This is a genomic window from Thermomonas sp. HDW16 (genome assembly GCF_011302915.1).
Classification (GTDB): domain Bacteria; phylum Pseudomonadota; class Gammaproteobacteria; order Xanthomonadales; family Xanthomonadaceae; genus Thermomonas.
Genome location: NZ_CP049872.1, coordinates 44,790 through 71,026 on the forward strand (window position 1 = coordinate 44,790; position 26,237 = coordinate 71,026).

The 26,237-nt window shown below is 67.0% G+C and carries 25 protein-coding genes and 1 tRNA gene; 13 read left to right on the plus strand and 13 right to left on the minus strand.

The window, feature by feature from the left end:
* Both G7079_RS00215 and G7079_RS00220 read left to right on the plus strand, forming a co-directional pair.
* A complete protein-coding gene (locus G7079_RS00215) occupies window positions 1–939 on the plus strand; it encodes a DmsC/YnfH family molybdoenzyme membrane anchor subunit (RefSeq protein ID WP_166054426.1) in 939 nt (312 codons plus the stop codon).
* Window positions 940–983: 44 nt separating this feature from the next.
* Window positions 984–1,619 carry a DUF481 domain-containing protein gene (locus G7079_RS00220; RefSeq protein ID WP_166054428.1) on the plus strand — a complete coding sequence of 212 codons (636 nt, stop codon included), beginning with the start codon at window positions 984–986 and terminating at the stop codon, window positions 1,617–1,619.
* A 10-nt stretch (window positions 1,620–1,629) separates the two neighbouring features.
* Here G7079_RS00220 and hemC read toward each other — a convergent pair whose 3' ends face one another.
* The 4 genes from hemC to G7079_RS00240 form a co-directional block, all read right to left on the minus strand.
* Window positions 1,630–2,553 (minus strand): hydroxymethylbilane synthase, encoded by a 924-nt coding sequence (gene hemC / locus G7079_RS00225; protein ID WP_166054430.1) that lies wholly within the window; start codon window positions 2,551–2,553, stop codon window positions 1,630–1,632.
* Window positions 2,554–2,578: 25 nt separating this feature from the next.
* On the minus strand, window positions 2,579–3,307 hold the full coding sequence (locus tag G7079_RS00230; RefSeq protein ID WP_166054432.1) for a LytTR family DNA-binding domain-containing protein: 729 nt from the start codon (window positions 3,305–3,307) through the stop codon (window positions 2,579–2,581).
* A gap of 45 nt (window positions 3,308–3,352) precedes the next feature.
* Window positions 3,353–4,030 carry an alpha/beta hydrolase gene (locus G7079_RS00235; RefSeq protein WP_166054434.1) on the minus strand — a complete coding sequence of 226 codons (678 nt, stop codon included), beginning with the start codon at window positions 4,028–4,030 and terminating at the stop codon, window positions 3,353–3,355.
* Window positions 4,031–4,105: 75 nt separating this feature from the next.
* Window positions 4,106–5,026, minus strand: a complete 921-nt coding sequence (locus G7079_RS00240; protein ID WP_166054436.1) for an AraC family transcriptional regulator — start codon at window positions 5,024–5,026, stop codon at window positions 4,106–4,108.
* Window positions 5,027–5,252: 226 nt separating this feature from the next.
* Here G7079_RS00240 and G7079_RS00245 point away from each other — a divergent pair, with 226 nt between their 5' ends.
* From G7079_RS00245 to lnt, 7 genes are all read left to right on the plus strand, one after another.
* The gene (locus G7079_RS00245; RefSeq protein ID WP_166054438.1) at window positions 5,253–5,549 is read left to right on the plus strand and encodes a hypothetical protein; all 297 of its coding nucleotides are present in this window, start codon (window positions 5,253–5,255) and stop codon (window positions 5,547–5,549) included.
* Window positions 5,550–5,609: 60 nt separating this feature from the next.
* Window positions 5,610–6,455, plus strand: coding sequence for a DUF692 domain-containing protein (locus G7079_RS00250; protein WP_166054440.1), 846 nt, complete (start codon window positions 5,610–5,612; stop codon window positions 6,453–6,455).
* The gene (locus G7079_RS00255) at window positions 6,452–7,201 is read left to right on the plus strand and encodes a putative DNA-binding domain-containing protein (protein ID WP_166054441.1); all 750 of its coding nucleotides are present in this window, start codon (window positions 6,452–6,454) and stop codon (window positions 7,199–7,201) included. Before G7079_RS00250 ends, G7079_RS00255 begins: the two co-directional genes overlap by 4 nt.
* A 26-nt stretch (window positions 7,202–7,227) precedes the next feature.
* The gene (locus G7079_RS00260) at window positions 7,228–7,680 is read left to right on the plus strand and encodes a DoxX family protein (RefSeq protein ID WP_166054444.1); all 453 of its coding nucleotides are present in this window, start codon (window positions 7,228–7,230) and stop codon (window positions 7,678–7,680) included.
* A gap of 198 nt (window positions 7,681–7,878) precedes the next feature.
* On the plus strand, window positions 7,879–8,985 hold the full coding sequence (locus G7079_RS00265; protein WP_206203217.1) for an SGNH/GDSL hydrolase family protein: 1,107 nt from the start codon (window positions 7,879–7,881) through the stop codon (window positions 8,983–8,985).
* A 1-nt stretch (window position 8,986) separates the two neighbouring features.
* Window positions 8,987–9,616, plus strand: a complete 630-nt coding sequence (locus G7079_RS13315) for a hypothetical protein (protein WP_206203218.1) — start codon at window positions 8,987–8,989, stop codon at window positions 9,614–9,616.
* Between the two features lie 5 nt (window positions 9,617–9,621).
* Window positions 9,622–12,084, plus strand: coding sequence for an apolipoprotein N-acyltransferase (gene lnt, locus G7079_RS00275; protein ID WP_206203219.1), 2,463 nt, complete (start codon window positions 9,622–9,624; stop codon window positions 12,082–12,084).
* A gap of 12 nt (window positions 12,085–12,096) precedes the next feature.
* Here lnt and G7079_RS00280 read toward each other — a convergent pair.
* The 3 genes from G7079_RS00280 to dtd form a co-directional block, all read right to left on the minus strand.
* Window positions 12,097–12,172, minus strand: a tRNA-Ile gene (locus tag G7079_RS00280).
* 77 nt (window positions 12,173–12,249) lie between these two features.
* Window positions 12,250–14,106, minus strand: a complete 1,857-nt coding sequence (gene rpoD, locus G7079_RS00285; protein WP_166054446.1) for an RNA polymerase sigma factor RpoD — start codon at window positions 14,104–14,106, stop codon at window positions 12,250–12,252.
* Window positions 14,107–14,211: 105 nt separating this feature from the next.
* Window positions 14,212–14,652: a D-aminoacyl-tRNA deacylase gene (gene dtd, locus G7079_RS00290; RefSeq protein WP_166054448.1), complete on the minus strand. Its 441-nt coding sequence runs from the start codon at window positions 14,650–14,652 to the stop codon at window positions 14,212–14,214.
* 39 nt (window positions 14,653–14,691) lie between these two features.
* On the opposite strand from dtd, the gene G7079_RS00295 reads away from it, so the two are divergent.
* From G7079_RS00295 to G7079_RS00305, 3 genes are read left to right on the plus strand one after another with little or no spacing between them, the layout of a single operon-like run.
* Window positions 14,692–15,609, plus strand: coding sequence for a lauroyl acyltransferase (locus G7079_RS00295; protein ID WP_166054450.1), 918 nt, complete (start codon window positions 14,692–14,694; stop codon window positions 15,607–15,609).
* Window positions 15,596–16,132, plus strand: a complete 537-nt coding sequence (locus tag G7079_RS00300; RefSeq protein WP_240906202.1) for a PH domain-containing protein — start codon at window positions 15,596–15,598, stop codon at window positions 16,130–16,132. The genes G7079_RS00295 and G7079_RS00300 overlap by 14 nt, the downstream gene beginning before the upstream one ends.
* 3 nt (window positions 16,133–16,135) lie before the next feature.
* Window positions 16,136–17,656, plus strand: coding sequence for a PH domain-containing protein (locus tag G7079_RS00305; protein ID WP_166054452.1), 1,521 nt, complete (start codon window positions 16,136–16,138; stop codon window positions 17,654–17,656).
* On the opposite strand, the gene G7079_RS00310 is transcribed toward G7079_RS00305, so the two are convergent.
* Complete coding sequence (locus G7079_RS00310) at window positions 17,609–19,225, minus strand: glycosyltransferase family 39 protein (protein ID WP_166054454.1); 1,617 nt, start codon at window positions 19,223–19,225, stop codon at window positions 17,609–17,611. The genes G7079_RS00305 and G7079_RS00310 overlap by 48 nt on opposite strands.
* A 68-nt stretch (window positions 19,226–19,293) precedes the next feature.
* Here G7079_RS00310 and galE point away from each other — a divergent pair, with 68 nt between their 5' ends.
* Window positions 19,294–20,286 carry a UDP-glucose 4-epimerase GalE gene (gene galE, locus G7079_RS00315; protein ID WP_166054456.1) on the plus strand — a complete coding sequence of 331 codons (993 nt, stop codon included), beginning with the start codon at window positions 19,294–19,296 and terminating at the stop codon, window positions 20,284–20,286.
* On the opposite strand, the gene G7079_RS00320 is transcribed toward galE, so the two are convergent.
* From G7079_RS00320 to fmt, 5 genes are all read right to left on the minus strand, one after another.
* Window positions 20,283–21,389, minus strand: a complete 1,107-nt coding sequence (locus G7079_RS00320; RefSeq protein ID WP_166054458.1) for a glycosyltransferase — start codon at window positions 21,387–21,389, stop codon at window positions 20,283–20,285. The genes galE and G7079_RS00320 overlap by 4 nt on opposite strands.
* A complete protein-coding gene (locus tag G7079_RS00325; RefSeq protein ID WP_166054333.1) occupies window positions 21,386–21,688 on the minus strand; it encodes a hypothetical protein in 303 nt (100 codons plus the stop codon). The genes G7079_RS00320 and G7079_RS00325 overlap by 4 nt, the downstream gene beginning before the upstream one ends.
* Window positions 21,689–22,363: 675 nt before the next feature.
* Window positions 22,364–24,016 (minus strand): glycosyltransferase family 39 protein, encoded by a 1,653-nt coding sequence (locus G7079_RS00330; RefSeq protein ID WP_166054460.1) that lies wholly within the window; start codon window positions 24,014–24,016, stop codon window positions 22,364–22,366.
* A 23-nt stretch (window positions 24,017–24,039) separates the two neighbouring features.
* Entirely contained in the window at window positions 24,040–25,323 is a 1,284-nt protein-coding gene (rsmB, locus tag G7079_RS00335; RefSeq protein WP_166054462.1) for a 16S rRNA (cytosine(967)-C(5))-methyltransferase RsmB, read from the minus strand.
* Window positions 25,320–26,237 (minus strand): methionyl-tRNA formyltransferase, encoded by a 918-nt coding sequence (gene fmt / locus G7079_RS00340; RefSeq protein ID WP_166054464.1) that lies wholly within the window; start codon window positions 26,235–26,237, stop codon window positions 25,320–25,322. The genes rsmB and fmt overlap by 4 nt, the downstream gene beginning before the upstream one ends.

Here is a 26,237-nt window from a genome sequence, read left to right on the forward strand (position 1 = left end):
ATGCATCCCGCCTTCTCCGTCATCTTCTTCACCACCCTGTCCGGCACCGGCTTCGGTCTGTGGGCGTGGTTGGGCCTGCGCATCGCCTTGGGCGCGCCGCCGCAGAACTTCCAGGTGCTTGGCTGGAGTTGGTTGCTGATCTTTGCCGGCATCGCTGCGGCGATCGGCTTGTTCGCCTCGTTCGGACACCTCGGCAAGCCGCTGCGTGCGTGGCGGGCGTTCTCGCAATGGCGCACGTCCTGGCTGTCGCGCGAAGGCGTGCTGGCGGTGGCGTGCTTCGTGCCGGCGTTTGTCTTGCTGCTGCTGTTGTCGAACGTCGAAGCCAATGGCCTCGGTATCGAAATACGCCTCGTCGCCGCGATGCTGGCCTTGCTGAGCCTGGCGACCGTGGCCTGCACCGCGATGATCTACGCCTCGCTGAAGCCGATCCCGGCCTGGCGGCATCGCCTGACCGTGCCGGGATATGTGTTGTTCGCGCTGCTGACCGGCGGCCTGCCGATGTTGCTGGTCGCCGGCTTCGACGCAGGCGGTTTCGACGGCAGCATGCCGTTCGTATTGGCCATCATCGCCATCGCGCTGCTGATCCTGAAGCTCGTCTACTGGCGCGACATCGACCGCATGACGCTGCCGCAAACGCGCGGCGATGCGATCGGCCTGCCCACGCGCAAGGCCAGCGTCTTCGAGCGCCCGCATACCGAAGCCAACTACATCACCCGCGAAATGGCCTTCGTGGTCGCCCGCAAACACGCGCGCGTGCTGCGGATCGCCTCGGTGCTGTTGTTCGCGCTGCTGCCGCTGTCGTGCCTGTGGCTGGCCTGGGCACAGCCGGGATCGGCCTGGGTGGTGCCGGTTGCGGCTGGCGCGGCGCTGGCTGGCGCGTTTGTTGAACGCTGGCTGTTCTTTGCCCAAGCCAGGCACCTGGTCACGTTGTACTACTGAAATAGCCGGGTAAAATAACCACACCGCCGTTTCCTCAATCGCCCATGCTGCCGTTGCTGTGGCTGGCCTTTTCCGTGCCGGCATCCGCCATCGATATTGCGCCCGTGACCGTGTTCGACCCGGTCGTGGTGCAGCGCCTGGCCGATCCGCCGAAATGCCTGGCAGCGCGATGCGTCAGCGGCGAATGGCAGGTCGGGGCGATGCCGGCAATCCCTGCCGGCCAATTGCGCATCGACGGCGAGAACCTGCCCGGCGCGGGCGGTCGCCTGAAGGTGGCGATGCAACCGCGCAAAGACTGGATGAAGGCGAAGGGCAGCAATGCCCGAGTCGGACTGCAGTACGGCATGCAGGCGGTGAAGTCCGAATACGCCAGCCTGGCGCTGGCAATCGATACCGGCTATCGCCTGCAGGGATATGCCGATGATGGCATCGCCGGCACCGGCCCGATTGTGCGCGGGCAGGTGGAATGGAAGCAGGCGCTGGGCGAGCGCACCAAACTCTCGCAGACCACCCGCATCGAAACCGGCCAGCGCGGCACTTTTCTGCGCAACAGCCTGCAACTGAAATTCCAGCTGCAGCCGGCATTGACCCTGGACACCGGCATCGAGATGCGCCGCGACAGCGAAGTCACCGGCCGCAACCAGACTGACGCGAAGTTGAACCTGCGCTACGTGTTCTGAACTGGAACGGCTAGGCCGGGTCGGTCTCGTCGATCAGCGCGCGCGCGCCCTGCGCCAGCAGCAACTCCGCCACCATCAACCCCAATGCTTCCGGCGCATCGGCGCGGGCCTGCGCCTGTGCGCGCACGCTGCGGCCATCGACCGCGGAACCGACCAGTCCCGCCAGCGAAAGATCCTCGCCATCAAGGTGCGCATAGGCCGCCACCGGCACATGGCAGCTGCCGTGCAGGGCCAGGTTCATCGCCCGCTCCGCGCCCACGCAGGTGCGCGTCTGCGCATCGTCCAGTGCGCTGCAGAGCGCGATCACTGCAGCATCGTCGTCGCGGCATTCGATGGCGATGGCGCCCTGCGCCGGTGCCGGCAGCCACTGCGGCGCATCCAGCCGTGCACGGATGCGGTCGTCGAAGCCGAGCCGCTGCAGGCCGGCACAGGCCAGCACGATGGCGTCGTAGTCGCCGGCATCCAGTTTCGCCAGCCGCGTGTTGACGTTGCCGCGCAGGTCGAGCAACTCCAGGTCCGGCCGCAGCGCGCGCAACTGCGCCTGCCGGCGCAGCGAGGACGTGCCCACGCGCGCGCCGAGCGGCAATGCGTCGATATGGTCGTAACGGTTGCTGACGAAGGCATCGGCATGATCGGCGCGGGCCAGGATCGCCGGCAGGGTGAAGCCCGGCTCCAACTGCATCGGCACGTCCTTCAGCGAATGCACCGCGCAATCCGCCTCACCGCGCTGCATCGCCAGTTCCAGCTCCTTGAGGAACAGGCCCTTGCCGCCGATCGCCGCCAGGGAACGATCCAGCACCTCGTCACCCCGCGTGCTCATCGGCACCAGTTCGACGATCAGGCCGGGATGCGCAGCGCGCAAGCGGTCGGCGACGTGTTCGCTCTGCCACAGGGCGAGCGGGCTCTTGCGGGTGGCGATGCGCAGCGTGGTCATGCGCGCATTATCGCCGCTACGCGCGTCAGAGGTGGCGCAGCGTATCCCGCAACTGCGCCACGCAGCGCCGGCTGACTTCCAGCGGATGCGCACCGTGGCGCAGCACGGCCTGGGTATGGCCGTCGCCGCCGCGGCGCAACTCGATGATCTCGTTGCGCGCCACCAGGCAATTGCGATGGATGCGCACGAAGCGTTCGGCGAACTCGGTTTCCAGCGACTTCAGCGATTCCTCGATGAGATCCTCGCCGCGCGCATGGTGGACCACCACGTACTTCTCTTCCGCCTGCAGGTAACGGATGTCATCGACCGGGATCAACCGCAGGCTGCCGCGCAGGCGTGCGCACAGGTGGGTGCGCTTCCGCCCGCCTTCGTGCTCCCCGTGCTGCGCGCGCCCGGCAGCGAAGGTGCGCACGCGCTCCAGTGCGGCGGACAAGCGTTCCGGGCGCACCGGCTTGACCAGGTAGTCGATCGCCTGCGCCTCGAACGCGGACAGCGCGTGCGCGTCGTAGGCGGTGCAGAACACCACGGCCGGGCGCGGCTCGAACGCAGCCAGGTGGCGCGCGGTTTCGAGGCCATCGATGCCGGGCATCGAGATATCCAGCAGCACCATGTCCGGGTGGTGTTCGGCGCAGGCGTGCAAGGCGGCATGGCCATCGCTGGCTTCGGCGACGACTTCCACGCCGGGTTCGACCGCCAGCAGCGCGCGCAGGCGTTCGCGCGCCAAAGGCTCATCGTCGGCGATGACCACTTTCATCGCGTATCCAGTCTGTGTGCGGTCATGGGCATCGTCGCGCAGGCATCAGTCGGCTGCAAACCGCGCCGACATCCAGCCGCCGAGATCGCGGATCTCCTCGGCGCTGACCGCGTGCTGCATCGGGTAGCGATGCCATTCCACATCGAACCCCAGTTGCTTCAGCGCTGTCGCGCTCATTTCGCCGCCCATCAGCGGCACCACCGGGTCGAACTGGCCATGCGCCATGAACACGGGTTGCGATGTGGCTCCTGGTTTCAAGGCGTCCTGTGCCTGCGCCAGCGTCATCGGTAAATACGTCGACAGCGCGATCAGACCGGCCAGTGGCTGCGTGCGGGCGATGCCGGCAGCCAGGGTGACCGCCCCGCCTTGCGAGAAACCGGCCAGCAGCACGCGATTCGGGGCGATGCCGCGATCCGCTTCGCGCGCAATCAGGGCTTCCACTTGCGCCACGGATTCGGCCACGCCCTCGTGGTCGGCCCGATTGGCTAGGTCGAAGTCGCGGATGTCGTACCAGGCACGCATGCGCGCACCGCCATTGATCGTCACCCCACGCACCGGCGCATGCGGGAACACGAAGCGGATCGCCGGCCAGTCGCGACGCACGAGTTCGGGGACGATGGGGGCGAAGTCGTTGCCGTCGGCGCCCAGGCCATGCAGCCACAGCACGCTCCATTGCGGCTGCGGGCCGGTTTCGTGTTCGATGGTTTCGAGCAAGTTGGTCATGGACGACGATGGATGCGGGCCAGTGCGCAGTCTAACCATGCCGGCGGACGCGGCGTTTGCACGGCGCGTGCGGGCTCAATCGTCCGCGTCGCTGTCCCGACTGCGGGCTTGCCCGGGGCCGATGCCCTCGACACGTTTGAAGAAACGGCGGAACGCGGCCTCGCTGCGGTAGCCCAGCATGTCCGCGACCGCCGCCACCGAGAACCGACGATTCTTGAGCAAGCGCCGCGCCTCGGTCGCGCGCCAATGCGCGAGGTACTGGATCGGCGGCGTGCCGACGGTGGTGGTGAACAGTTCTGCGAACGTGGTGCGCGACATGTTCGCCTGCTGCGCCATCGACTGGATCGTCCAGTCCTCGCCCGGGCGTTCGTGCACCGCCGCCAACGCGCGCGACAAGCGCGCATCGGTCAATGCCGCAAGCAGGCCACGCGGACGTTCGGCGCGGCGCACGTATTCGCATACCGCCATGGTGAACAGCGAGTCGGCCAGCTTGTTCTGCACCAGCTGGCGGCCCCAGCGGCGGTCGCGGCTGGTTTCAATGAGCATCGTCGCGAGCTGGCGGAAGCCATCGCTGCTGTCGTTTGCATGCACCACGAAATGCGCCGGTAGCGCGCTGAAGATCGGGTTGCTGGTGCCGGTAATGAATTCCAGTTCGCCACACAGCATCGCGGTGTCGTCTGGCTCGATCTCGTCCGCCGTGGGCAAATGCGCATCCTCGCACGATGACAGCAAGTGCCTCACCCCGGACGGGAACACGATCAGGTCGCCACGACGCAACTGCACCGGCGTTTCCATCGCGACCCCGCTGACCCAGCATTCGCCCTCGGTGAGCAGGTGGAACTGGCCGTAGCGCGTGGCTGGCTCCTGATCGTACCAGGTGCCGCAGTAGCGCACGTCGGCGGTGATTTCCACGCGCATGCGATACGCGCCCAGCACGGTCTCGAGCACGCTGTCGCGATCGATGTCCAGGTTCGTGCCGATGGCTGCGGTCTCCATGCCTCGCATCCTAGGCCAGCCTTGCGGGATCGGCCATGACCGAGTGTCCGCCGTTTCATGCGCAAGCGTCCGCCACGGCTGAACGCTTTGCCGCGGGCGGACGCGCGGGCATATCCGCCGGACTCGCGGGGATATCGCGGCCGATGGCATCGGCATGAAATACACCGGCGCCGCACTCCTTCCCAACGCGGCGTCCCGAACCCACTCCCGAACCGAGGATTGCAGCATGAACGTCAAGACCACCACCGTTTCCGGCCTGTCGTTGGCCATCGCCGCCGCCGCGCTGTTCGCCGGCGCACCCCTCGCCCATGCCGGCACCACCGGCAAGGCGCAGATGGGCCACTGCGTGGGCAGCAACGCCTGCAAGGGCCATGGCGCGTGCAAGAGCGCCGCCAATGCCTGCAAGGGGCAAAACGCCTGCAAGGGCCAGGGCTTCACCGTGGCCTCCGCCAAGGATTGCAAGGTCGCAGGCGGCAAGTTCGAGCTGCCGAAGCCGGCCAAGACCGAAGCCAAGAAGGCCTGATCTCCAGCGCGTGCGCCCGTCCCCGCGACGGGCGCCACGCCCAACGGCAGACACGACCACATGAACCGCACCCTGCACGGCTTCGGCCTGGGCCTGCGCCCACAGCAGTACGACGCCCTGTTGTCCGCCGACGCAAGCGTGGTGGACTGGCTCGAGATCGTCAGCGAGAACTACCTGATCGAAGGCGGCCGTCCGCTGGCAATGCTCGACCAGATCGCCGAACGCTGGCCGCTGGCCATGCATGGCGTGGCGCTGAACATCGGCGGCAGCGATCCGCTTGACCGCAACTACCTGCACGCGCTGGCAACACTCGCCAAACGGGTGCGCCCCGCATTGATTTCCGATCACCTGTGCTGGACCCGCCACAACGACGTGCAGCTGCACGACCTGCTGCCGCTGGCATACGACCAGGACAGCCTGCGCCACGTCGCTGCGCGCGTGCACCAGGTGCAGGATGCGCTCGGCACGCAACTGGTGCTGGAGAACGTATCCAGTTACCTGCGCTTCGCCAACGACACCATGGACGAAGCCGGGTTCCTGTCAGCGCTGGTCGCCGAAACCGGCTGCGGCCTCCTGCTCGACGTCAACAATGTGTACGTCAACGCGCACAACCACGGCATCAATGCGCTGGCGTATCTCGATGCCCTGCCGGCGCATGCGGTGAAACAACTGCACCTGGCCGGGCACGGCATCGATGCGCTCGGCTCCGGTCTGCTGATCGACACCCACGACGCGCCGGTCTGTGCCGAGGTATGGGCGCTGTATGCGCAGGCGCTGCGCCGCTTCGGTGAGGTGCCGGCCATGATAGAGCGCGACGACCACATCCCGCCGCTGCAGGAACTGCTGGACGAACTCGGTATCGCCCGCCGCATCGCCGCCGAAACGCGATTGGAGCTGGCGGCGTGAACGCGCTCATCACCACCCAGGACGCGATGCAGCGCTGGCTGCTGCAGGGCGACGCCGCCATCGGCATGCGCGTCGATGGCCAAGATGTTGCGCAACGCCTGCGCATCTATGCCGATGCCTACCGGCTGCGCCTGCTGGAAGTGCTCGGCAACGATTTCCCGGTCACGAAGGCCGTACTCGGCGACGACGCATTCGATGCGCTGTGCGTGGATTACCTGCATGCGCATCCGTCCACGCAGCCGTCGGCGCGCCACTTCGGCCATGCCTTCCCGGACTGGCTGCACGCGCGGTGCGAACTGCCGCATACGCTCCACCAACTCGCCCGCTTCGAATGGTTGCAGGGCGAAGTGTTCGATGGCGCGGATGCGCCGCTGCTCGGCATCGAGCAGATCGTGTTCTTGCCAGCGGAGGACTGGCCCGGGCTACGCCTGCGACTGCACCCCACGGCACGCTTGCTGGCATTGTCCTGCAATGCCGCCGAGCTGGTCGAAACACATGCGCAGGAACTCGTCTTGCCGGAACTGCTCGACGCCGCGCCATCGCACTGGCTGCTGTGGCGGGCCGATGGCGACGTGCACTGGCGCCAGCTCGATGCAAGGGAAACGGACGCACTGCATGCCGTTGCATCCGGCGAACCGTTCGCTCGCCTGTGCGAACGACTGCAAACGGAAGACGACGACGGCGCCCTCCGCGCCGCCAGCCTGCTCAAGCGTTGGCTGGCCGACGGCCTACTGGCGGCAGCTTGAACCCCACCACTGATCCGGAGCCCACCATGCAATCCGCACCCGTTCGCCTTGGCAACACGGCACTCGACATCCTGTCCCGCTTTGAATGGCTAGGCCCGCTGCTGCTGCGACTGGTGTTCGGCTGGTTCTGGCTGGAAACCGGCTGGGCCAAGTTGCACAACCTGGAATTCTTTTCCGCACGTTTCGTCGAATGGGGCATCCCGTTCCCGACGCTGAGTGCAACCCTGTCCGGCGGCGTAGACCTGATCGGCGGCGCGCTCCTGATCCTCGGCCTGGGTACGCGGCTTATCACCATCCCGATGATCGTCAACATGCTGGTGGCCTTGGCAGTGGTCGTGCTGCCGACGATCTCCACCTTCAACGAGTTCGTCGAGCTGGATGAAGTCCTCTATGTCGCGGTGTTGTTCTGGCTTCTGATGGCCGGCCCCGGCAAGGCCAGCCTGGATCACCTGATCGCCGGCCGCCTGCGCTCGCGATAGACGTCCATGCCGCGCTATCGAACGTGCTGCGCCGCAAGATGACCGCGCCCAAACAAGACGCTAGCGTACGGTTCGGCAGCGGGGAGGGCTCGGGGAGGCTGGCTGCCGGTTCCCCATCGCAGTTGGCAGTCGCTACGCATCGCGCAGGTCTCTTGCCTGCGTCACCGACAACACACACCACTCCTTTGGGGGCAGATCATGTTCGTACGTATCTGCAAGACCGCTCGTCCGCTGTGCGCGGGCCTGGCGCTGGCGCTGCTGTGCGCGCCCGCCATGGCCAACACCTTGAACCAGAACGTGTCGTGGACCATCGACCGCTCCGGCACCACCGCCAAGTACCGCGTGGTCGCCTATGGCGATTCGATCTACGCCGGCTACAACGGCTCCACGCTCAGCGCCGCCAAGTACTCGGCGCCGACCGTGGATGCCGAATACCTCTCCGCTTTGTGGGGCGCGGACATTGAAAGCGTGCGCCGCACCAAGTCCGGCGCGGTGGCCTCGGACGTGTACAACAACAAGATCGTGGCCGAACGCTCGTACATGCAGTCCAGCAACACCCGTGTGGTGACCTTCGAGATGTGCGGCAACGACGGCCTGCAGGCCCGTTCCAGCTTCAAGGGCCAAACCGGCACCTGCAACTACAACGTGATGGCCACCGCCGAGGCCAACTGCAAGACCTACGTGGCGGCGGCGATGGACTACATCAACGCCAACGCGTACAGCGGCACCAAGGTCAAGATCATCGCCAACCTGTACTACCCCGGCTACAACGCCGACAACGTGCAGAGTTCCTGCAACGATCCCACCACCGGCGCCAAGGTCAACCTGCGCGACAAGTTCCTGCCGGCGATCACCCGCATGAACTACTGGATGTGCGAGTACGCGCGGCAGAAGGGCTTCCAGTGCGTGGACAACTTCGCCGAGTACATGGGCGCGGACTACGACAGCAACGGTGACGGCCAGATCGATTCGCAGGCGTTGAAATACATCGCCGGCGAGAGCGAAGCCAGCTACGTGGCGCGCATCACCGGTACGCTGAAGGGCACGCTGCGCGATGCCAACACGCACTTCATTTCGTCCAGCAGCAGCGCCGACTACATCCAGTCCGACGACGTGCACCCGACCTACCAGGGCAGCACGGTGACCGCGGGCCTGTTCGGCGGCACCACCAGTTCCGGCGCGCCGCGCTACACCAGCTTCAGCGGCGGCAAGAACCCGATCTGGAACCTGTACGGCCACGAGCGCATGGGCTGGTTGCTGTCGCTGTACTCGCCGAGTAGCCCGGCGAAGGCACGCCGCAAGTGACATGAGCGAACAGGCGCCCGGCAAGCGTCCCGCCACGCCGTCCGCTACGGACGGCGCAGGCGCGAGTCGCAAGCAACGCGGGCTGGCAGCGCTCCTGCTGCTGGCCTGCGTGGGCGGCATCGGCTATTTCGCGTTGCGTGAACCCGCGCGTGCACAAACTCATGCCGATGGACACAGCCAAGCTTCGGGCACCACGACTATGACGCGCCAGCCAGTGAGCGCTCGCCGCATGCAAGCCCGGCCGGCATCGGATGACCTGGCCTCAGTGATCGTGCCTGGCACGCCTGTACCCAGCATGGGCGAAGTCATCGAAGGCCTGCACAAGGCCGGTATCCGCACCGGTCTTGGCGCGTTCAACCCACCCGGCACCAGTCCGCCCTTGGTCGGCCTGGCCGTTCCCGACGACTATCCGCTGCCGGAAGGCTATGTGCGCCACTATCAGGCCACCGACGACGGGCAGGCGATCGAACCGATCCTGATGTATTCGCCCGACTACGAATTCCTGGACGCCTCCGGGCAACCGATCGCGATCCCTGCAGATCGTGTGGTGCGCGCCGCGAATGCACCGACAGGGCTGCCGATCCGGCAAGTGCGCATCCCGCCGCCGCAAGACACGGGTTCATCGTCCTGAATTCGTTGCACCTCTCTCCCGGCCTGCGCATGCTGGCCGGCGTGCTGGCAAGCGCGTTGCTGCTGGGCCTGTATGCGCGCGGTGGCAACTTCTATCTGCTCGGCTTCGTCGCGCTGGTGCCGTGGCTGCTGGCGCTGCAGGCGTGCAAGACATCGCTGCGTGCGCTGGGTGCCGGCATCGCGATGAGCATCGCCTTCGTTGGCGCAGTGTTCGGCTGGTTCGGTTTCGCCATTGGCGAATTCACCGGCCTTGGCAGCGTCGCCGGCTGGCTGATCCTGCTGCTGGCGGCACCATTGCTGCAGCCGCAGGTGCTGGCCTTCGCTCTTGTGCGCCCTCTGATCGGGCAACGGCATGGCGCGATGCTGCGCGCATTGGCGGCGGCCTGCGCCTGGGTCGGCTGCGAATGGCTGTGGCCGAAGTTGCTGGGCGACACCCTGGGCCACGGCCTGTATCCCTCGCTGCCGTTGCGCCAATTGGCCGACCTGGGCGGCGCGGCGGGCATCACCTTCGTGCTGCTGCTGATCAACGAGGGCATCGCCACCGCGATCCGACAGCGCAATGCAGGCATGCGCGTATGGGCGCGACCGTTGTTCGCCATCGCCGCGCTAGCGATCGCATGGCTTGGTTACGGCAGCTGGCGCGCTGCCACGATTGCCGCGCATGCCAGTGAAGGCGACCCGCTGCGCGTGGCGATGGTGCAGACCAATATCGTCGACTACGAGCGCCTGCGCCGTGAACGCGGCGCCTATGCGGTGGTGCGCGAAGTCCTCGATACGCATTTCGCGATGTCACGCGCGGCGGTCGAACAGGAACGTGCCGATGCCCTGCTGTGGTCGGAAACCGTGTATCCCACCACCTTCGCCCATGCCAAGAGCGAGGACGGCGCGGCGCTGGACCAGGAGATCGTCGATTTCGTCGCCAGCGTGCGCACACCATTGGTGTTCGGCACCTACGACATCGATACAACCGGCGAGTACAACGCGGCGGCCTTCCTCGCGCCCGATGGTCGTCTGCTGGGCATGTACCGCAAGGCGAACCCGTTTCCACTCACCGAATACGTGCCCGCCTGGCTGGATGGCCCGCGATTCCGCCGCTGGCTGCCGTGGACCGGCAGTTGGCAGCGCGGCGATGGTGCGCGCGTATTCCCGCTGCAGCTGGCCGACGGCCGCGAAATCCCGGTGCAGCCGCTGATCTGCCTGGACGATGTCGACACGATGCTGGCCATCGACGGCGCGCGGCTGGGTGCGCAGGCCATCGTCGGCATGTCCAACGATTCCTGGTTCAGCGCGCATGCGCAGGGCGCGCAGCTGCATCTTGCGGTTGCCGCGTTCCGCAGCATCGAAACGCGCTTGCCGCAGTTCCGGGTCACCGCCAACGGCATCAGCGCCGCCATCGACCCTGCCGGCACCCGCGTGGCGGCCACCGCCATCGGCGAACCGGCCTTGTTGACGGTATCGATGCCGATTCGCACACCGCCACCCACCTTGGTGGTGGCGTGGGGAAACTGGGTCGGCGCAGTCGCATTGATCGGCTTGCTGCTGCTCGCGACGGTCACGCTTTGGCGTCGATTGCGCGGACAACGCGTTGCGGTAGCGGCAAGCCCCGCGGCCATCGTGCCGGGGCAGATCGAAATCGTGTGGTTCTCACCCGCGCTGCGCATCTTGCTGGGCCTGTTGAAACTCATCGCCTCTGCCACGCTCGTCTGGATCGCCCTGCGCATGTTGCTGCGCGATGGCATGCAGGTGCATTCGCTGGCGCAACTGCAGCTGTTCGGCTTTGGCGTGATGCTGCCCGCCCTGTGTAGCTGGTACCTGCGGCGCTGGCGGACAGGCACGGCACGAATGGAAGGCGATACGTTGCTGTTGATCCGGCGCGGTCACCACCGCAGCATGCCGGTGCGGGACATCGCCGCGATTACTCCTTGGGTGTTGCCGGTGCCGATGCCGGGTATCGACCTGCGTGTGGAATCGGGCGAACGGCTGGGATGCGGCACTGGCGCGAACGATCCGGCCCAACTGATCGCGCTGCTCAAGCAAGCAGGCGCACCTGCGATGGCACCGACACGGGCCCAAGCCTTCGCACTGGCCGATGCCCTCGCACGCGCCGCCGCGCCACGCTGGCGCATCGATCATCCGCTGATCAAGTTCGGACTGTTTCCGCTGCTGCTCGCATTGCCCGCATTTCGCCTGCACCAGCACATCGCCTATGGCGGCAGCTTCGGCGAGTACTACAACTTCGGCCTGCAGGCCTACCTGCTGGGGCTGCTGATCTGGTGGGCGGCATGGGCGATCGGCATGAGCCTGTTCGCGATGGCGCTGCGCGTGCTCATCGAACTGGGCACGTTTGCCGCGTTGCTGCTGCAATCGTCGCGCGCCGGATCCGTGCGCGCGGCGTTGCAGGGCATCGCCCGCGCGCTGTATTTCATCGGCGCACCGGCCTGGCTGCTGTGGCGGATGCTGGGCGGCTGAGTGCCGAACGTTTGGTGGGCCCACCAGGACTCGAACCTGGAACCAAAGGATTATGAGTCCTCTGCTCTAACCATTGAGCTATAGGCCCGCTGCCGTAGATTGTAGTGGTGGCGCCAACAAAAAGCCCCGCGTTCGCGGGGCTTTTTGTTTACTCATGCGACGCGCTTACTCGATGTCGAGGAAGCTGCGCAGCGTTTCCGAACGCGACGGATGACGCAACTTGCGCAGCGCCTTCGCCTCGATCTGGCGGATGCGCTCGCGGGTGACGTCGAACTGCTTGCCCACTTCTTCCAGGGTGTGGTCGGTGTTCATGTCGATGCCGAAGCGCATGCGCAGCACCTTGGCCTCGCGCGGGGTCAGCCCGGCCAGCACGCTGCGCACGGTCTCGGTCAGGTTGATGTCGGTGGTGGCGTCGATCGGGGACATCACGTTGGTGTCCTCGATGAAATCGCCGAGGTGCGAATCCTCGTCGTCGCCGATCGGCGTCTCCATCGAGATCGGTTCCTTGGCGATCTTCATGACCTTGCGGATCTTGTCCTCGGGCATGTCCATCTCTTTCGCCAGCTCTTCCGGCGTGGCCTCGCGACCGTACTGCTGGAGCATCTGGCGGGAGATGCGGTTGAGCTTGTTGATCGTCTCGATCATGTGCACCGGGATGCGAATGGTGCGCGCCTGGTCGGCGATCGAGCGGGTGATCGCCTGGCGGATCCACCACGTGGCATACGTCGAGAACTTGTAGCCGCGGCGGTATTCGAACTTGTCGACCGCCTTCATCAGGCCGATGTTGCCTTCCTGGATCAGGTCGAGGAACTGCAGGCCGCGGTTGGTGTACTTCTTGGCGATGGAGATGACCAGGCGCAGGTTGGCCTCGACCATTTCCTTCTTGGCCTTGCGCGCCTTGGCTTCGCCATAGGCCATCACGCGGTTGATTTCCTTGAGGTCGGCCAGGGTCACGCCCATCGCCTTTTCCAGCGCGATGGTGGCTTCCTGCTCGGCGATGATCTGCTCGCGCACGTCGCGCAGGGCCGAGCCCCACTTCTGCTTGCGCTTCAGCAGCTCATCGACCCATTCCAGGTTGGTCTGGTTGCCGTCCCACGCCTTGATGAAGTCCTTGCGCGGCATCTTCGCCACGCGTGTGCTCAGGTCGAGGATGCGGCGCTCGTGTTCCTTCACCCTGCCAACCACTTCGCGCAGCTGGCGCACCAGCGTGTCGGTCAGCGGCAGCGGCAGCTTCAGGGTCATGAAGATTTCGGCGATGTCCTCGCGCGCCTTCAGCACCGGCTTGGCCGACGGGCCGTTCTTGGCATAACCCTTCTGGAAACGGGCATAGGCGGCAGCCATCGCCTCCATACGTGCGGCGACTTCCAGTGGATCCGGGCCGGTCGGGCCGGCTTCTTCGGCATCATCGGCCGAATCATCCGCATCGTCATCGTCAGCGTCTTCCGCCTCGGCAGCAGCGGCCGGGGCCGGCGGTTCGGCGACAGGTTCCTCGGCATCCAGGAAACCGACCACGATCTCGGCCAGGCGCTTCTTGCCGGCCTTGTGCAGTTCGTAGTCTTCCAGCAACAGCTGCGCCGAGGCCGGGAAGGTGGCCAGCGACGACATCATCTGGGTCAGGCCTTCCTCGATGCGCTTGGCGATGGCGATTTCGCCCTCGCGGGTGAGCAGCTCGACGGTGCCCATCTCGCGCATGTACATGCGCACCGGGTCGGTGGTGCGACCGCCTTCGCCTTCCAGCGAAGTCAGCGCCGCAGCGGCTTCCTCGGCGGCGGTGTCGTCGACTTCACGGCCGCTGGCGGCTTGTCCTGCAAGCAGCAGGGTTTCGGCATCCGGCGCGACTTCATGCACCTCGATGCCCATGCCGTTGATCATGCCGATGATGTCTTCGATCTGCTCCGGATCGACCATGTCGTCGGGCAGGTGATCGTTGACTTCGGCGTAGGTCAAATAGCCCTGCTCCAGACCCTTGCTGATCAGGATCTTGATGTCGGACTGGGGGGCTGCTTGCCGTTCGTTGGCCATGGATCGGGTACCGTTTCGAGGGCGCGACGCAGGCCGCGCGGAGTGAACTAAGCATTATACCGTGCCGGCCCCGCTCCGTCCGGGCAAAGCCGTTCAGGAATGCTCTCAGGGGCGCAGCAGGAACGTCACCGGGCCGTCGTTGACCAGGCTGATCACCATATGGGCACCGAACTGCCCGGTTTCCACCCCCGGCGAATGTGATTCGCGACAGATTTCGACCAGGCGGTTGAACCCGCGCTCGGCTTCGGCCGGTGGCGCGGCGGTCGTGAAGCTAGGCCGCATGCCCGACTTGGTGTCCGCGGCCAAGGTGAACTGGCTGACCAGCAGCAGGCCACCGCCGGTATCGGCCAGCGAGCGGTTCATCTTGCCGGCCTCGTCCGCGAACACCCGGTAGCCCAGCAACCGCTGCGCCATGCGCTGGAACTGCGCCTCGCCGTCGCCAGGCTCCACCGCCACCAGGGCCAGCAGGCCGGGGCCGATGGCGCCGACCACGGCATCGTCCACGGTCACGGAGGCGGCGGTCACGCGCTGGATCAGGCTGAGCATGGCGCAAGCCTAACCGCCCCGGCGGCTAGACTGAACGCCATGACCGAAGTCGCCGCCGCCCTGCTGTATGCCCTGGCCTGGAGCGTGGCCCGCCTGCCGTGGCCGTTGTTGCGCCTGCTGGCGGATGGCGTGGCACGGCTGTCGATCACGTTGAACGGCCGCGAGGCACGCGTCGCACGCCGCAACCTGGAGCTGATCCGCCCCGATCTTGACCACGCTGCGCGCGACGCCTTGCTGCGCGACATCTTGCGCACCACCGCACGCCAGGCCTTCGAGACACTGCGCCTGTGGACGCGGCCAGGAGCGCGCAATTTGACCGATCTCGTCGAGATCCATGGCGAAGCCCTGTTCGATGCCGCCCTTGCCGATGATCGCGGCTTGGTCGTCGCCGCACCGCACATGGGCAATTGGGAAATGCTCAACCAATGGTTGGCCTCGAAGACCCCGTTGGCGATCCTGTACCGGCCGCCGGAATCGGCCATCGGCGAGGCCTTCCTGCGCCGGGTGCGGGCAAATGCTGGGGGCGATGTGGAGCAGGTCCGCGCCGAAGCCGCCGGGGTGCGTACCCTGCTCAAGCGCCTGCAGAAGGGCGGCGTGGTCGGGATCCTGCCCGACCAGCAACCCAAGGCCGGCGAAGGCGAATTCGCCCCGTTCTTCGGCAAGCAGGCGCTGACCATGACCCTGCTCGGGCGCTTGGCCGAACGCAGCCGCGCACGCGTGCTGTTCTGCTGGTGCGAACGCCTGCCCGGCAGCTCGCCGCCGCGCTTCGCCCTGCATGTGCAAGCAGCGCCGGACGCCGTAGCCGATGCAGATCCGCAACGCGCGGTCACCGCACTCAACGCCGGCGTGGAAGTCATTGCACGACGCGACTTCGCGCAATATCAGTGGACCTACAAACGCTATACGCTGCGCCCGCCCGGCAGTGGCGAAGAGAACCCCTACCTTGACCTCTACTGATTTCGACGCACCCCGCGCGGACGCCACGCCCGAACCTGCAACGCCTGCACTCGACGCCTGGCATGCACCGCCAACGCGCGCGGTGCGCCTGCATGCCGGTTTCGTCGCAGCGATGTTCGCGTTGTGCGCGATCGGTGCGATGGCCGGTCCGTTGTTCGCGATGGACGAATACGGCCTGGCGCGTTTCGGCATCGCCTTCGTGGTGCTGGTGCTGAGCGCGGCATTCGGTGCCTGGATCGGTGCGCGCCTGCGCCACCAGCGCTGGAAGCTGGATGCCGAAGGCCTGTGGCTGCGCACCGGCCGCCTGTGGTGGCGGGAAACGCGCGTGCCGGCCAGTCGCGTGCAGCACGTCGATCTCAAGCACGGCCCGCTGGAGCGCCGCTTCAAGCTGGCGACATTGGTGGTGCATACCGCCGCCGTGCACCTGAGCGGGATCACCGTGCGCGGGCTGGACGAAGCCGATGCGCAGCAGCTGCGCGATGCGCTGGCGCGCCAGCTCGACGATGCCGGCGACGCGCTGTAAACGATGAACGAAGCACCCATCGGCACCGCCGCGTTGCCGCAGGACGGGCAGGAACACCGGCTGCATCCGCTGTCCTGGCTGTTCGTGCTGATCGCACAGCTGAAGCAATTCATCCTGCCGCTGATCGTGCTGTTGTTCGCAGGCCGCGGCGACCGCAACGATTTGTGGAGCTTGATCGCCGTCGGCGTGCTGGTGATCGCATCGCTCGCCGAATATTTCACCTACCGCTATCGACTGCGCAGTGACGGCATCAGCATCCGTAGCGGCTGGCTGCACCGCAGCCTGCGCGAGATCCCGTTCGCGCGCATCCACAACGTCAGCGTCCACCAGTCGCTGCTGCACCGGATGTTCGGCGTGGCCGAAGTGCGGCTGGAGGCGGCCGGCGGAATCAAACCGGAAGCGCAGATGCGGGTGCTGCGGATGAACCAGGCGTTGGCACTGGAAGCGTTGGTGAAGCGACGCGGGCAAGCCGCCGATGCCGCCCTTGAAGACGAAACCGAACAGTCACCGCCGCTACTGACGCTGTCCACTGGTGAACTGATCCGGCTGGGCCTGATCAGCAACCGCGGCATGCTGGTCGTGGCCGCCGCCTTCGGTGCGCTGGCGCAGGCCGGCAACGACATCTTCGCGACGCTCATCGAGCGCTGGGGCAAGCTGGTATTCGGCTGGCTGACCGACACCATCGGCCAGCACGCGCACGACAGCCCGCTGGTGATCGGGCTGGCGATCGCCACCCTGGTCATCGCGGCACTGGCGGCGCTGCGCTTGTTGTCGATCGCGCTCGCCATCCTGCAATTCCACGGCTTCACCCTGCGCGAGGACGATGGCCGCATCAGCGTCGAGCGCGGCCTGCTGGCACGTTCGCGCTCTTCCGCGAAGCGCCACCGGATTCAGGCCTGGTCGCTGAGCGAAGGCGTGCTGCACCGCTGGTTCCGCCGCCGCAGCCTGCGCGTGGACACCGCCACCGGCCAGCGCGGCGCGCAGGAGCAGCACACGCTGAAGGACATCGCGCCGATCGCCACCCCGCAGCGTTGCGACGAACTGATCCAGCACTTCCTGCCCGAGGCCGGCTGGGGCGCACTGGACTGGCAGCCACTGCATCGCGGCGCGTGGTTGCGGATCGCGGTGCCCGGCCTGTTGTTCGTGCTTGCCATTACCGGCGCGTTGTTCTGGCGTTTCGGCAACATCGGCCTGTTCGCCCTGCTGTTGGTGCCGGTGCAGCTGTGGCGCGCGCGCCGCATCGCCGCTGCCTGCGGCTATGCGGACAACGGGCGAATGGTCGCCTGGCGCAACGGTTGGCTGTCGAAGAGCTGGAACTTCGCCGAGATTGGAAAGATCCAGGCAGTGCGGCTTTCGCAATCGCCACTGGACCGCCGGCTGGGCATGGCCAACCTGTTGCTGGATACCGCCGGCGCCTCACCCTTCGGCGCGCCGCTGCACCTGTACCACCTGCCGATGGATGCCGCCGAGGCGATGTCAGCGCGGCTGGTAACGCAACTCGCCCGCACCCGCCTGCAAAGGTAACTGCTGCGCTGGCAACGCGCGCCAGTCGCCCGCCCGCCAGACCTGGATCCAGCGCGTGCGCCAGCGCTGCTGGAACACCGGTTGCGCGCCGGGATGCCGCCAATCGTCCAGCGTGTTGACCACGATCAGCCCATCCGGATTGCGCGCCGACCATGCGCGCGCATCGGCCTCGTCCATCACCACCAGCGGAGCGTGCAGGCGGCCGGCGAAATGGAACTGCAGTTGGTATTCACCGATGAAGGCGATTTGCTTGCCGGCACGCTGGGCCTCGCCCAGCACGTTGGCGGTGGGGGTGAAATCGAACTGGCTCTTGATCAGCGGAGTGGCGGCCGCATGCAGCACGACGATCGCCAGCAGCAGTCCACCGGCCTGCGCCGGCAACGAGCGCCAGCGCAACATGCCGATGCCAACCGCGGCCAGCACGGCGCCGGCAATCGGCAGGCTCAGCAGTAGCTCGTCCGGGAACGGCTGGTCAATGCGACCGGCGAGCACGCGTGCACCCAGCATGACCGCGGCGATGGCCAACACCAGCACGCCGCCAATCACGCCCAATCGCGGCCGTGCATGCGCGGCGGCGGCCAACAGCAGCGCGAACGCGGCAAAATCCGGCAACAGGTAATACGCGTTCTTGCCGCTGATCAGGCTGAAGCACAGCACGACGCCGACCACCCAGATCCACGCGAAACGATTGCCCGCATCGCGCCACAGCGCCGGCACCTGCTTCCACCACCAGGCCGACCACCACCACGGCGCCATCAGCGCCAGCAGCATCGGCGCGTACCACCACCACGGCTCGGCATGGTCGAAGCTGTCCTTGAGGCGGCCGGCGGTCTGGGTCACCAACAGCGCCTTGCGGTATTCCGGATCGCCCAGCACGACCGCCGGCACCAGCCACAGCGCGAACAGGCCGATACCGCCCAGCACCGCCAGCCCGGCGCGCTTGGCAAACGCCTTGCCGTTTTCGCGCGCAACCGGATGCCACCACCGCGCAGTGAGCAGCGGTATGCCCAGGTGCAGCAGCGCCACCGGCCCCTTCGCCAACAGCCCGAAGCCGACCGCCAGCGCGAAGCCGGGCCACCACGGTCGCCACGCCTCGCCCTCGCGCCGACATAGCGCCAGCAGGCCACCGAGCACCGCCACCGTCAGCGGCAGCTCGTACATGATCTGCAGCGCGAACAGGAAGAAATACCAGAAGCCGGCCATCGCCCATGCCGCCAGCGCCGGCATGTCCGGCCTGTGCGGATACAGCCGCCGCGCCAGCAACCCGGTCTGGGCGATGGCGATGGTGCCCAGCAAGACCATCAACACCCGCGGCCACACATCGCCCACACCGATGACCAGCCAGCCGGCATGGTTCAGCCACGGCAGCAGCGGCGTCTTGTGCGAATACGGCGCGCCATTGAACAGCGGCACCAGCCAGCTGCCGCGATCCCACATCTCCCAGGCCACCGCCAATGAGCGCGTGGAATACAGCGGCACCGGCCCGTGCAGGAAGATCGAGAGCAGCGCGGCCACGGCCCAAGCCAGCAGCGGCGCGCGCAGGTCGCGCAAATCGTATGCGGCTGTCATCGGGCGAGTCGTCATCGCGCGAAGGATACGGCAGCGCAGTGGTGCGTTGCATCGGCGACAATCGCCGCATGTCCGAATCCATCCTCGTCGTCGGCGGTGCCGGGTACATCGGCTCGCACATGGTCAAGCAGTTGCGCCTGGCGGGTTTCGCCGCGACCGTCGCGGATGATCTGTCCAGCGGCCACCGCGAGGCCGCGCAGGGCGCGCCGTTGTTCGTCGGCGACATCGGCGATGCCGATTTCGTCGATCGTGTGCTGCGTGAGACGAAACCCGCAGCGGTGATGCACTTCGCCAGCTTCATCCAGGTCGGCGAGTCCGTCGCCGACCCGGCGAAGTACTACCGCAACAATGTTGCCGCCACGCAAACACTGCTCGACGGCATGCGCGCGCACGGCGTCGACCGCTTCATCTTCTCCTCGACCGCGGCGATCTTCGGCGATCCGCAGTACGTGCCGATCGACGAGTCGCACCCGAAGGCGCCGATCAATCCCTATGGCCGCAGCAAGTGGTTCGTCGAGCAGATGCTGGAGGATTACGACCGCGCCTACGGACTGAAGTCGATCTGCCTGCGCTACTTCAACGCCGCCGGCGCCGATCCCGACGGCGAACTCGGCGAATGTCACGAACCGGAAACGCACCTGATCCCGCTGATCCTGCAAGTCGCCTCCGGCCGCCGCGCACATATCAACGTGTTCGGCGAGGACTACGCCACGCCCGACGGCACCTGTGTGCGCGATTACATCCATGTTGCCGACCTCTGCGACGCGCACCTGCTGTCCCTGCACCGGCTGCTGGATGGCGCCGGCAGCGCGCGCTACAACCTCGGCAACGGCAATGGCTATTCGGTACGCGAGGTGATCGAAGCCGCGCGTCGGGTCACCGGCCATCCGATCCCGACGCACGTCGGCCCGCGCCGCGAGGGCGATCCGCCGGTACTGGTCGCCGATGCAGGCGCCGCGCGCAAAACGCTGGGCTGGCAACCGCTGTACGCGGATCTCGATACCATCGTCGCGCATGCCTGGGCGTGGGAACGCCGACATGCGGACTGGGCGACGCGCTAGCGGGCGAGTTCGAGGAACAACGCCTCATAGCGCTGGTTCATCAATTCACGGCTGTAGTTATCCATCGCCACACGACGCGCCGGCGCGCCGAGACGCGCACCGAATTCGGGGTCGCGCAACACGCGCTCCAGCGCATCGGCCAGCGCAGCCGGGTCGGCTTCCGCCACCAACAGGCCATCGACACCATCGTCGATCACCTCGCGCACACCGGGCACCGCGCTGCCGACCACCGCGCAACCGGCGACCATGCCCTCGATCAGCGCCAGCGGCATGCCTTCGTAGTGAGTGCTGAGTACCGCCAGCTGATGCGTCATCAACAATTCCGGCACATTGCGCACCACGCCGAGGAACTGCACCTGCTCGCCGATGCCGAGTTCGCTCGCCAGTTTCTCCAATGGTTTGCGATGCAACGCTTTGCCGCCACCAGCCAACAACACCGGCGGCACCAGCCCGCGCTCGCGCAGCAATGCGACTGCACGCAACAACGTGGCATGGTCTTTCTGCTTGGAAAAACGCGCCACCATCACGATGCCGGGAATGCGCTGCGCGAACGGATGCGCCTCGGCCTGCGCGAACGGTTCCAGGCGCACGCCGTTCGGGATGGCGATGGTGCGATCCACGGGCATGCCCATGTCCAGCAACACCTGCTTCACGCCATCCGAGCAACCGACGATGCGATCCGTGCGCTTCGCCAGCCAGCGAGTCTGCGCACGTCGCCACGCGGTATAGCGCTCACGCGTGTTGTGCTCCACATGCACCAGGTGCGGCACCTTCGCCAGCAGGCCGGCATAGCGGCCCCATAGGTGCTCACTGAAACCGTGCGCCACCAGCACGTCCGGCTGGAACTCGCGGCAAGCCTTGACCAGCGCGATGATCGTCGCCGCATGCGACCAACCCGGCACCACCCGCATCGGCACGCCTTCGCGCTGCAATTCGACGATGCGCTCCGGTGGCGTGCGGCGCTTGTGGCGCAACACCAGCAAAGGCTCGATGTCGACGCTGTCGCGCGCTGCATTGACCAGCTGTAGCGCCACCTGGGTGGCACCACCGGAGAAGCCGCCGGTGACGAAGTGCAGGACGCGCACCTTGCGGGCCACGCTCATGCCAGCCGCGCCCTGCGCAAGCTGCGCTGCACGCGCCAAGCCCGCAGCCACCAACCACGCCGACGCCAGCCGCGCAGGATGGCGGCGGTGCCGTGCGGGAACAACCGCGCATGACCCTGCGCCAGGTCGCCGCGCAACGCCGCATCCTGTGCCTGCAATGTGTCAGCGTGCCGCAGCAGTGATGCGAAGTTGCGCAGGCTGAAATAGTCCAGCGCGCGGCGCGCGGCCGGCGCCTGCAGTGCGGCATCGTCGCGCAAGCCCTCGCGCAAGTCCTCCACCGCGGCCAGCCATTGGCGCACCTTGCCGGGGTGATCGTTGACATGATGCTATCCGGATGCCGGCGATAACCAATCCACGGCCGATGCACGTGGATGAAACTGTCGGCTGCGCGAATCAGCGCCAGGGTCACCGCGATATCCTCGAAATAACGCGCCTCCGGAAACGGTGCGCGCAACCAGGTTTCCCGCCGTGCGATCTTCGACCACACATGCAGTTCACCTGCTTCCAGCAGTCCGGTGACCAGCGTGCCGCGCTCTTGCAGCACGCGATCGACGGGCCCGGCGAAGGTGCAGCGCAACGACGACGCATGCGTGCCGTTGAGGTAGCGGAAATCGCACAGCACCAGATCGGGCTTCGATGTTTGCAACAGCTGCCGCAACTGCGCGATCGCGCCCGGCTCGACGATGTCGTCGGCATCGACGAACCAGACATGTGCGCCGCGCGCGTTCGCCAGCAACGCGTTGCGGGCCGCGGACACGCCGCGGTTCTCCTCCGCGTGCAACGCATGCAATCGCCCCGGATATGCCTGCGCCACGCGCTGGATCGCGTCCCAGGTGCCGTCGCCGGAAGCGTCTTCCAGCACCACCACCTCGACGCCTGCATCGGCCTGCGCCAGCACCGACACCAGGCAGGCTTCGATATGCGACTCAGCCCGGTAGGCCGGCACCAGCACGCTCAACCAGGGCGCGACCGGATCATCCATGGCAGGCCTGCGTCGCATCGGCACGCAGCAGCCACCACTGGCGGCGATTGGCATTGCCCATATCGCGCGCCTGCGCCTTGTCCACGCAGGCCGGTAGCACGCTGCCTTCGACCAGCAACCAGCGCGATGCCGGCAGCTGCCGCTGCCACGCCAGCGCGTCGGCGAACTGCAACCCTGCATCGCGCTTGAAACCGAAGTCCGCGGCCGGGCGATCCGCCATCAGCAGCTGCTGTTCGCGCCAGCCAACCAGGCCCAGTTGCGCGTCCGGGCCGATGGTCGCGCCGACTTCGCGCATCAACCCGCGCGAGGACGAACCGTCATTGAGCAGCGGCGCACCGATCAGCGAATACAGCACCCACAACGTGGCCAGCATCGCCACCAACGCGGCCTGTACACGGCGACGACCGAACCACAGCAAGGCACCGATGCCGGTGCCGCCGGTGGCCACGAACATCGCCGCCAACCCGTGTGCCACGCCGGCATCGCGCCCATCCATGAAGCGTTGTTCGAAGCCGGGTTCGCCGAACAGCATCGCCAACCCCGCGCCGAGCAGCGCCAGCGAGAACACCGCGACAAAACCCATCAGCAGACGTTGCGCGCCGCGCTTGCGCAGGATGCCGGGCAACAGCGGCGCCAGCGCCAGGCACAGCATCGGCAGCGCCGGCAGGATGTACATGTCGCGCTTGCCGGACGGGATGCTGAAAAATACGAACACCAACAGCACCCAGGCCAGCGGCAACAGGTAGCGCGCATCACGGCGCTGCAGGCGGCGGCGCCACGCCGGGATCGCCCAAGGCAATGCCAGCACAGTCGGCAACCACGCGGTCAACGCCACTTCGATGAAGTACCAGGGCGGCTGGCCGTGGTGCCAGGCATTCGCATAGCGCGTCACCGTCTGTCGCAGCAGGATGTCATCGACATAGGCGCGATAATCCGCGCCGCCATTGCCGAGCGCGGCGAGCAACATCGGCACCAGCCACACCCCGCAGGCGGCAACGAAGGCCAGCGGACCGAGCCAGAACTTCGGTTCGCGCGCATGCAGGCGCACGCCCTGCCAACCACGCATTGAAGCGAACGCCGCCGGCAGCAGCAGGAACAGCGCAATCACGCCCACGCCCTTGGTGATCACCCCCAGCCCTGCCGCTGCCCAGCCCAGCGCCCACATCCGCCAGTCCGGCCCGCGCAAGACATGCCGCAACAGGCCGTAGCAGGACAACGTGATCCAGAACACCACCAGCGGATCGATCTGCGCCTTCTTCGCCTGCCAGGTGAACTGGATGGTGAGCAGCACCGCCCAGCCGGCGTACAGGCCGATGCGCCGCGTCCACAGCCGCTCGCCCAGGTCGGTGACGCACCACAGCGTGCCCAACGCCGCCAGCAACGAGGGCAGCAGGAAGGCGATGCGCAGGTTGCCGGTCAGCCACAGGAACGCCGCCTGCAGCCACATGAACAACGGCGGCTTGTCCGAATACAGTTCGCTGCCGCGATGCGGGAACAGCCAGTCGCCGCTCTCCACCATGTGTTTCGCCACCAGCGCGAAACGCGGCTCATCGGCCGGCCATGGATCGCGCAGGCCTAGGCCCGCGCCCAGGATCAGCAGGGCGAACAGCCAGAACAACCAAGTCTCACGGCGGGTTTGGGTCATGCCGCGATGATAGCGGCGCGCGGTTATGCCTTTCTCAGCCGTGCGTAGAAAAACCCGTCCATGCCGGCTTCGCCCGGAAAGCGCTGGCTGCCGAAGCCAGTGTCGTGGCCGAAGCTTTCATCCAGCAGTTCCAATCGCGCATCCGGCGTGCGAGCCAGGAAGGCTTCGATCTGCGCGGCGTTCTCCTCGCGCAGGATCGAGCAGGTGGCGTACAGCAAGGTGCCGCCGGAGGCGAGCATCGGCCACGAGGCATCCAGCAATTTCGCCTGCGTATCGACCAAGGCGACAATGTCGTTTTCGCGCCGGTGCAACAACACATCCGGCTGACGGCGGACGATGCCGGTGGCACTGCACGGCGCATCGAGCAGGATCGCGTCGAACGGGGTGCCGTCCCACCATGCCTGCGGTTGCGTCGCGTCGGCGACACGCGCATCGATGCCGAGCTTCAGCCGCGCGAACGTGTCCTGCATGCGCCGTACCCGGCGCGGGTCGATATCCAGCGCGGTGATGCACAGGGACGGATCGCGCTCAGCCAGGTGCGCGCTCTTGCCGCCAGGTGCCGCGCAGGCATCGAGCACCCGTGCACGCGGCCTGGGCGACAGCGCATCGGCCACGCGCTGGGCCGCGCCGTCCTGTACCGACACCACGCCTTCATCGAAACCGGGCAACTGCTGCACCGGCAGCGATGCCGCCAAGCGGATCGCATCCGGCAAGTCCGGATCGACATCGACCTCGATGCCGGCTTCCTGCAGCCGCTCGAGATAGCCGTCGCGGGTGGTCGCCCGCGCATGCACGCGCAGCCACATCGGCGCTTCCTCCGCACTGGCGGCGAAGATCGCGTCGGCGTGTTGCGGCCAGTCGACGCGAATGCGTTGCGCCAGCCACGCCGGCCAGGCATCGCCGGGCATCGCCTGCGGCAGGCCATCGCGTTGCGCGCGGCGCAGCACGGCGTTGACCATCCCGGCCTGGTGCGGGCGTCGCAACGCGCGCGCGGCCTCCACCGTCGCGTCGAGCACCGCGTGCTCCGGCATGCCCAACGAGAGTTGCGCGAATCCGGCGTGCAACAACGCGCGCAGTTCGTGATCGCGCTGGCCGAGCGGCTTGGCCAGCCACAGCGACAATGCGGCATCGAAGCGCGCGCGCTGGCGCAGCGCGGCGAACACGATGGCTTCGACCAGAGCACGGTCGCGCGGGTCGGGGAGTGCAGGTAGCGCAGCGCCAAGACTGGCCTTCAGCGAACGCCCGCGATGCAGGACTTCGTCCAGCACGCGTGCAGCGGCAACGCGCGTGGCAACACCGGCGCTCATCGGACCAGGTCGCGGCGCGCGTTCAGATAATCGGCGGCGGTGATCGCCTTGCCGCCATCGCGCTGCAACACGCGGATGCGCAGCACGCCTTCGCCACAGGCGATGTCGATGCCGTCGCGGCTGGCGCGCAGCACGGTGCCCGGTGCGGCCTCATGCGCCTCGTCTAGCGCCACTGCACCGTGGATGCGCACGCGCTCGCCGGCCAGTTGCGCTTCGGCCATCGGCCACGGATTGAAGGCGCGCACCTTGTTCGCCAGCGTGGCGGCCGGCTGTGCCCAATCGAGCCTTGCTTCGGACTTCTCGATCTTGTGCGCGTAGGTCACGCCCGCGTCGGACTGCGGATGCGGCGGCAACTGGATGGTGGCGCGCAGCAGGCCCAATGCATCGGCCAGCACCTGTGCGCCAAGTTCGGACAAACGGTCGTGCAGCTGGCCGCCGGTTTCCGTCGCACCGATTCCCGTGGCCTGCGCCAGCAGCACCGGGCCGGTATCCAGCCCCTTCTCCATCTGCATCAGGCAGACGCCGGTTTCGGTGTCGCCGGCCTCGATCGCGCGCTGGATCGGTGCCGCACCGCGCCAGCGCGGCAGCAGCGAGGCATGCACGTTCCAGCAACCGTGCACGGGGATGCCGAGCACTGACTGCGGCAGGATCAGGCCATAGGCCACCACCACCATCAGGTCTGGCTTCAGCGCGCGCAGCGCGTCCTTCGAGATGGTTGACTTGAAATTTTCAGGCTGCAGCACCGGGATGCCGCGCTGGATCGCCTCCCGCTTGACCGGCGACGGCGTGAGCCCGCGCCCGCGGCCGGCCGGGCGATCCGGCTGGGTGTAGACGGCCACCACATCCGCCTTGTTCGCGGCCGCGCGCAGGCAGGGCACGGCGAACTCCGGCGTGCCGGCGAAGACGATGCGCAT

What these genes read in the sequence shown, in the direction of transcription:
- fmt (WP_166054464.1), bottom strand. Translation starts at nt 26,237, where the DNA reads ATGCGCATCGTCTTCGCCGGCACGCCGGAGTTCGCCGTGCCCTGCCTG.
- G7079_RS00250 (WP_166054440.1), top strand. Translation starts at nt 5,610, where the DNA reads ATGAACCGCACCCTGCACGGCTTCGGCCTGGGCCTGCGCCCACAGCAG.
- G7079_RS13315 (WP_206203218.1), top strand. Translation starts at nt 8,987, where the DNA reads ATGAGCGAACAGGCGCCCGGCAAGCGTCCCGCCACGCCGTCCGCTACG.
- G7079_RS00260 (WP_166054444.1), top strand. Translation starts at nt 7,228, where the DNA reads ATGCAATCCGCACCCGTTCGCCTTGGCAACACGGCACTCGACATCCTG.
- G7079_RS00320 (WP_166054458.1), bottom strand. Translation starts at nt 21,389, where the DNA reads ATGAGCGTGGCCCGCAAGGTGCGCGTCCTGCACTTCGTCACCGGCGGC.
- G7079_RS00220 (WP_166054428.1), top strand. Translation starts at nt 984, where the DNA reads ATGCTGCCGTTGCTGTGGCTGGCCTTTTCCGTGCCGGCATCCGCCATC.
- G7079_RS00305 (WP_166054452.1), top strand. Translation starts at nt 16,136, where the DNA reads ATGAACGAAGCACCCATCGGCACCGCCGCGTTGCCGCAGGACGGGCAG.
- G7079_RS00330 (WP_166054460.1), bottom strand. Translation starts at nt 24,016, where the DNA reads ATGACCCAAACCCGCCGTGAGACTTGGTTGTTCTGGCTGTTCGCCCTG.
- galE (WP_166054456.1), top strand. Translation starts at nt 19,294, where the DNA reads ATGTCCGAATCCATCCTCGTCGTCGGCGGTGCCGGGTACATCGGCTCG.
- rsmB (WP_166054462.1), bottom strand. Translation starts at nt 25,323, where the DNA reads ATGAGCGCCGGTGTTGCCACGCGCGTTGCCGCTGCACGCGTGCTGGAC.
- G7079_RS00240 (WP_166054436.1), bottom strand. Translation starts at nt 5,026, where the DNA reads ATGGAGACCGCAGCCATCGGCACGAACCTGGACATCGATCGCGACAGC.
- G7079_RS00235 (WP_166054434.1), bottom strand. Translation starts at nt 4,030, where the DNA reads ATGACCAACTTGCTCGAAACCATCGAACACGAAACCGGCCCGCAGCCG.
- G7079_RS00295 (WP_166054450.1), top strand. Translation starts at nt 14,692, where the DNA reads ATGACCGAAGTCGCCGCCGCCCTGCTGTATGCCCTGGCCTGGAGCGTG.
- G7079_RS00265 (WP_206203217.1), top strand. Translation starts at nt 7,879, where the DNA reads ATGTTCGTACGTATCTGCAAGACCGCTCGTCCGCTGTGCGCGGGCCTG.
- G7079_RS00245 (WP_166054438.1), top strand. Translation starts at nt 5,253, where the DNA reads ATGAACGTCAAGACCACCACCGTTTCCGGCCTGTCGTTGGCCATCGCC.
- G7079_RS00215 (WP_166054426.1), top strand. Translation starts at nt 1, where the DNA reads ATGCATCCCGCCTTCTCCGTCATCTTCTTCACCACCCTGTCCGGCACC.
- G7079_RS00230 (WP_166054432.1), bottom strand. Translation starts at nt 3,307, where the DNA reads ATGAAAGTGGTCATCGCCGACGATGAGCCTTTGGCGCGCGAACGCCTG.
- G7079_RS00310 (WP_166054454.1), bottom strand. Translation starts at nt 19,225, where the DNA reads ATGACAGCCGCATACGATTTGCGCGACCTGCGCGCGCCGCTGCTGGCT.
- rpoD (WP_166054446.1), bottom strand. Translation starts at nt 14,106, where the DNA reads ATGGCCAACGAACGGCAAGCAGCCCCCCAGTCCGACATCAAGATCCTG.
- dtd (WP_166054448.1), bottom strand. Translation starts at nt 14,652, where the DNA reads ATGCTCAGCCTGATCCAGCGCGTGACCGCCGCCTCCGTGACCGTGGAC.
- hemC (WP_166054430.1), bottom strand. Translation starts at nt 2,553, where the DNA reads ATGACCACGCTGCGCATCGCCACCCGCAAGAGCCCGCTCGCCCTGTGG.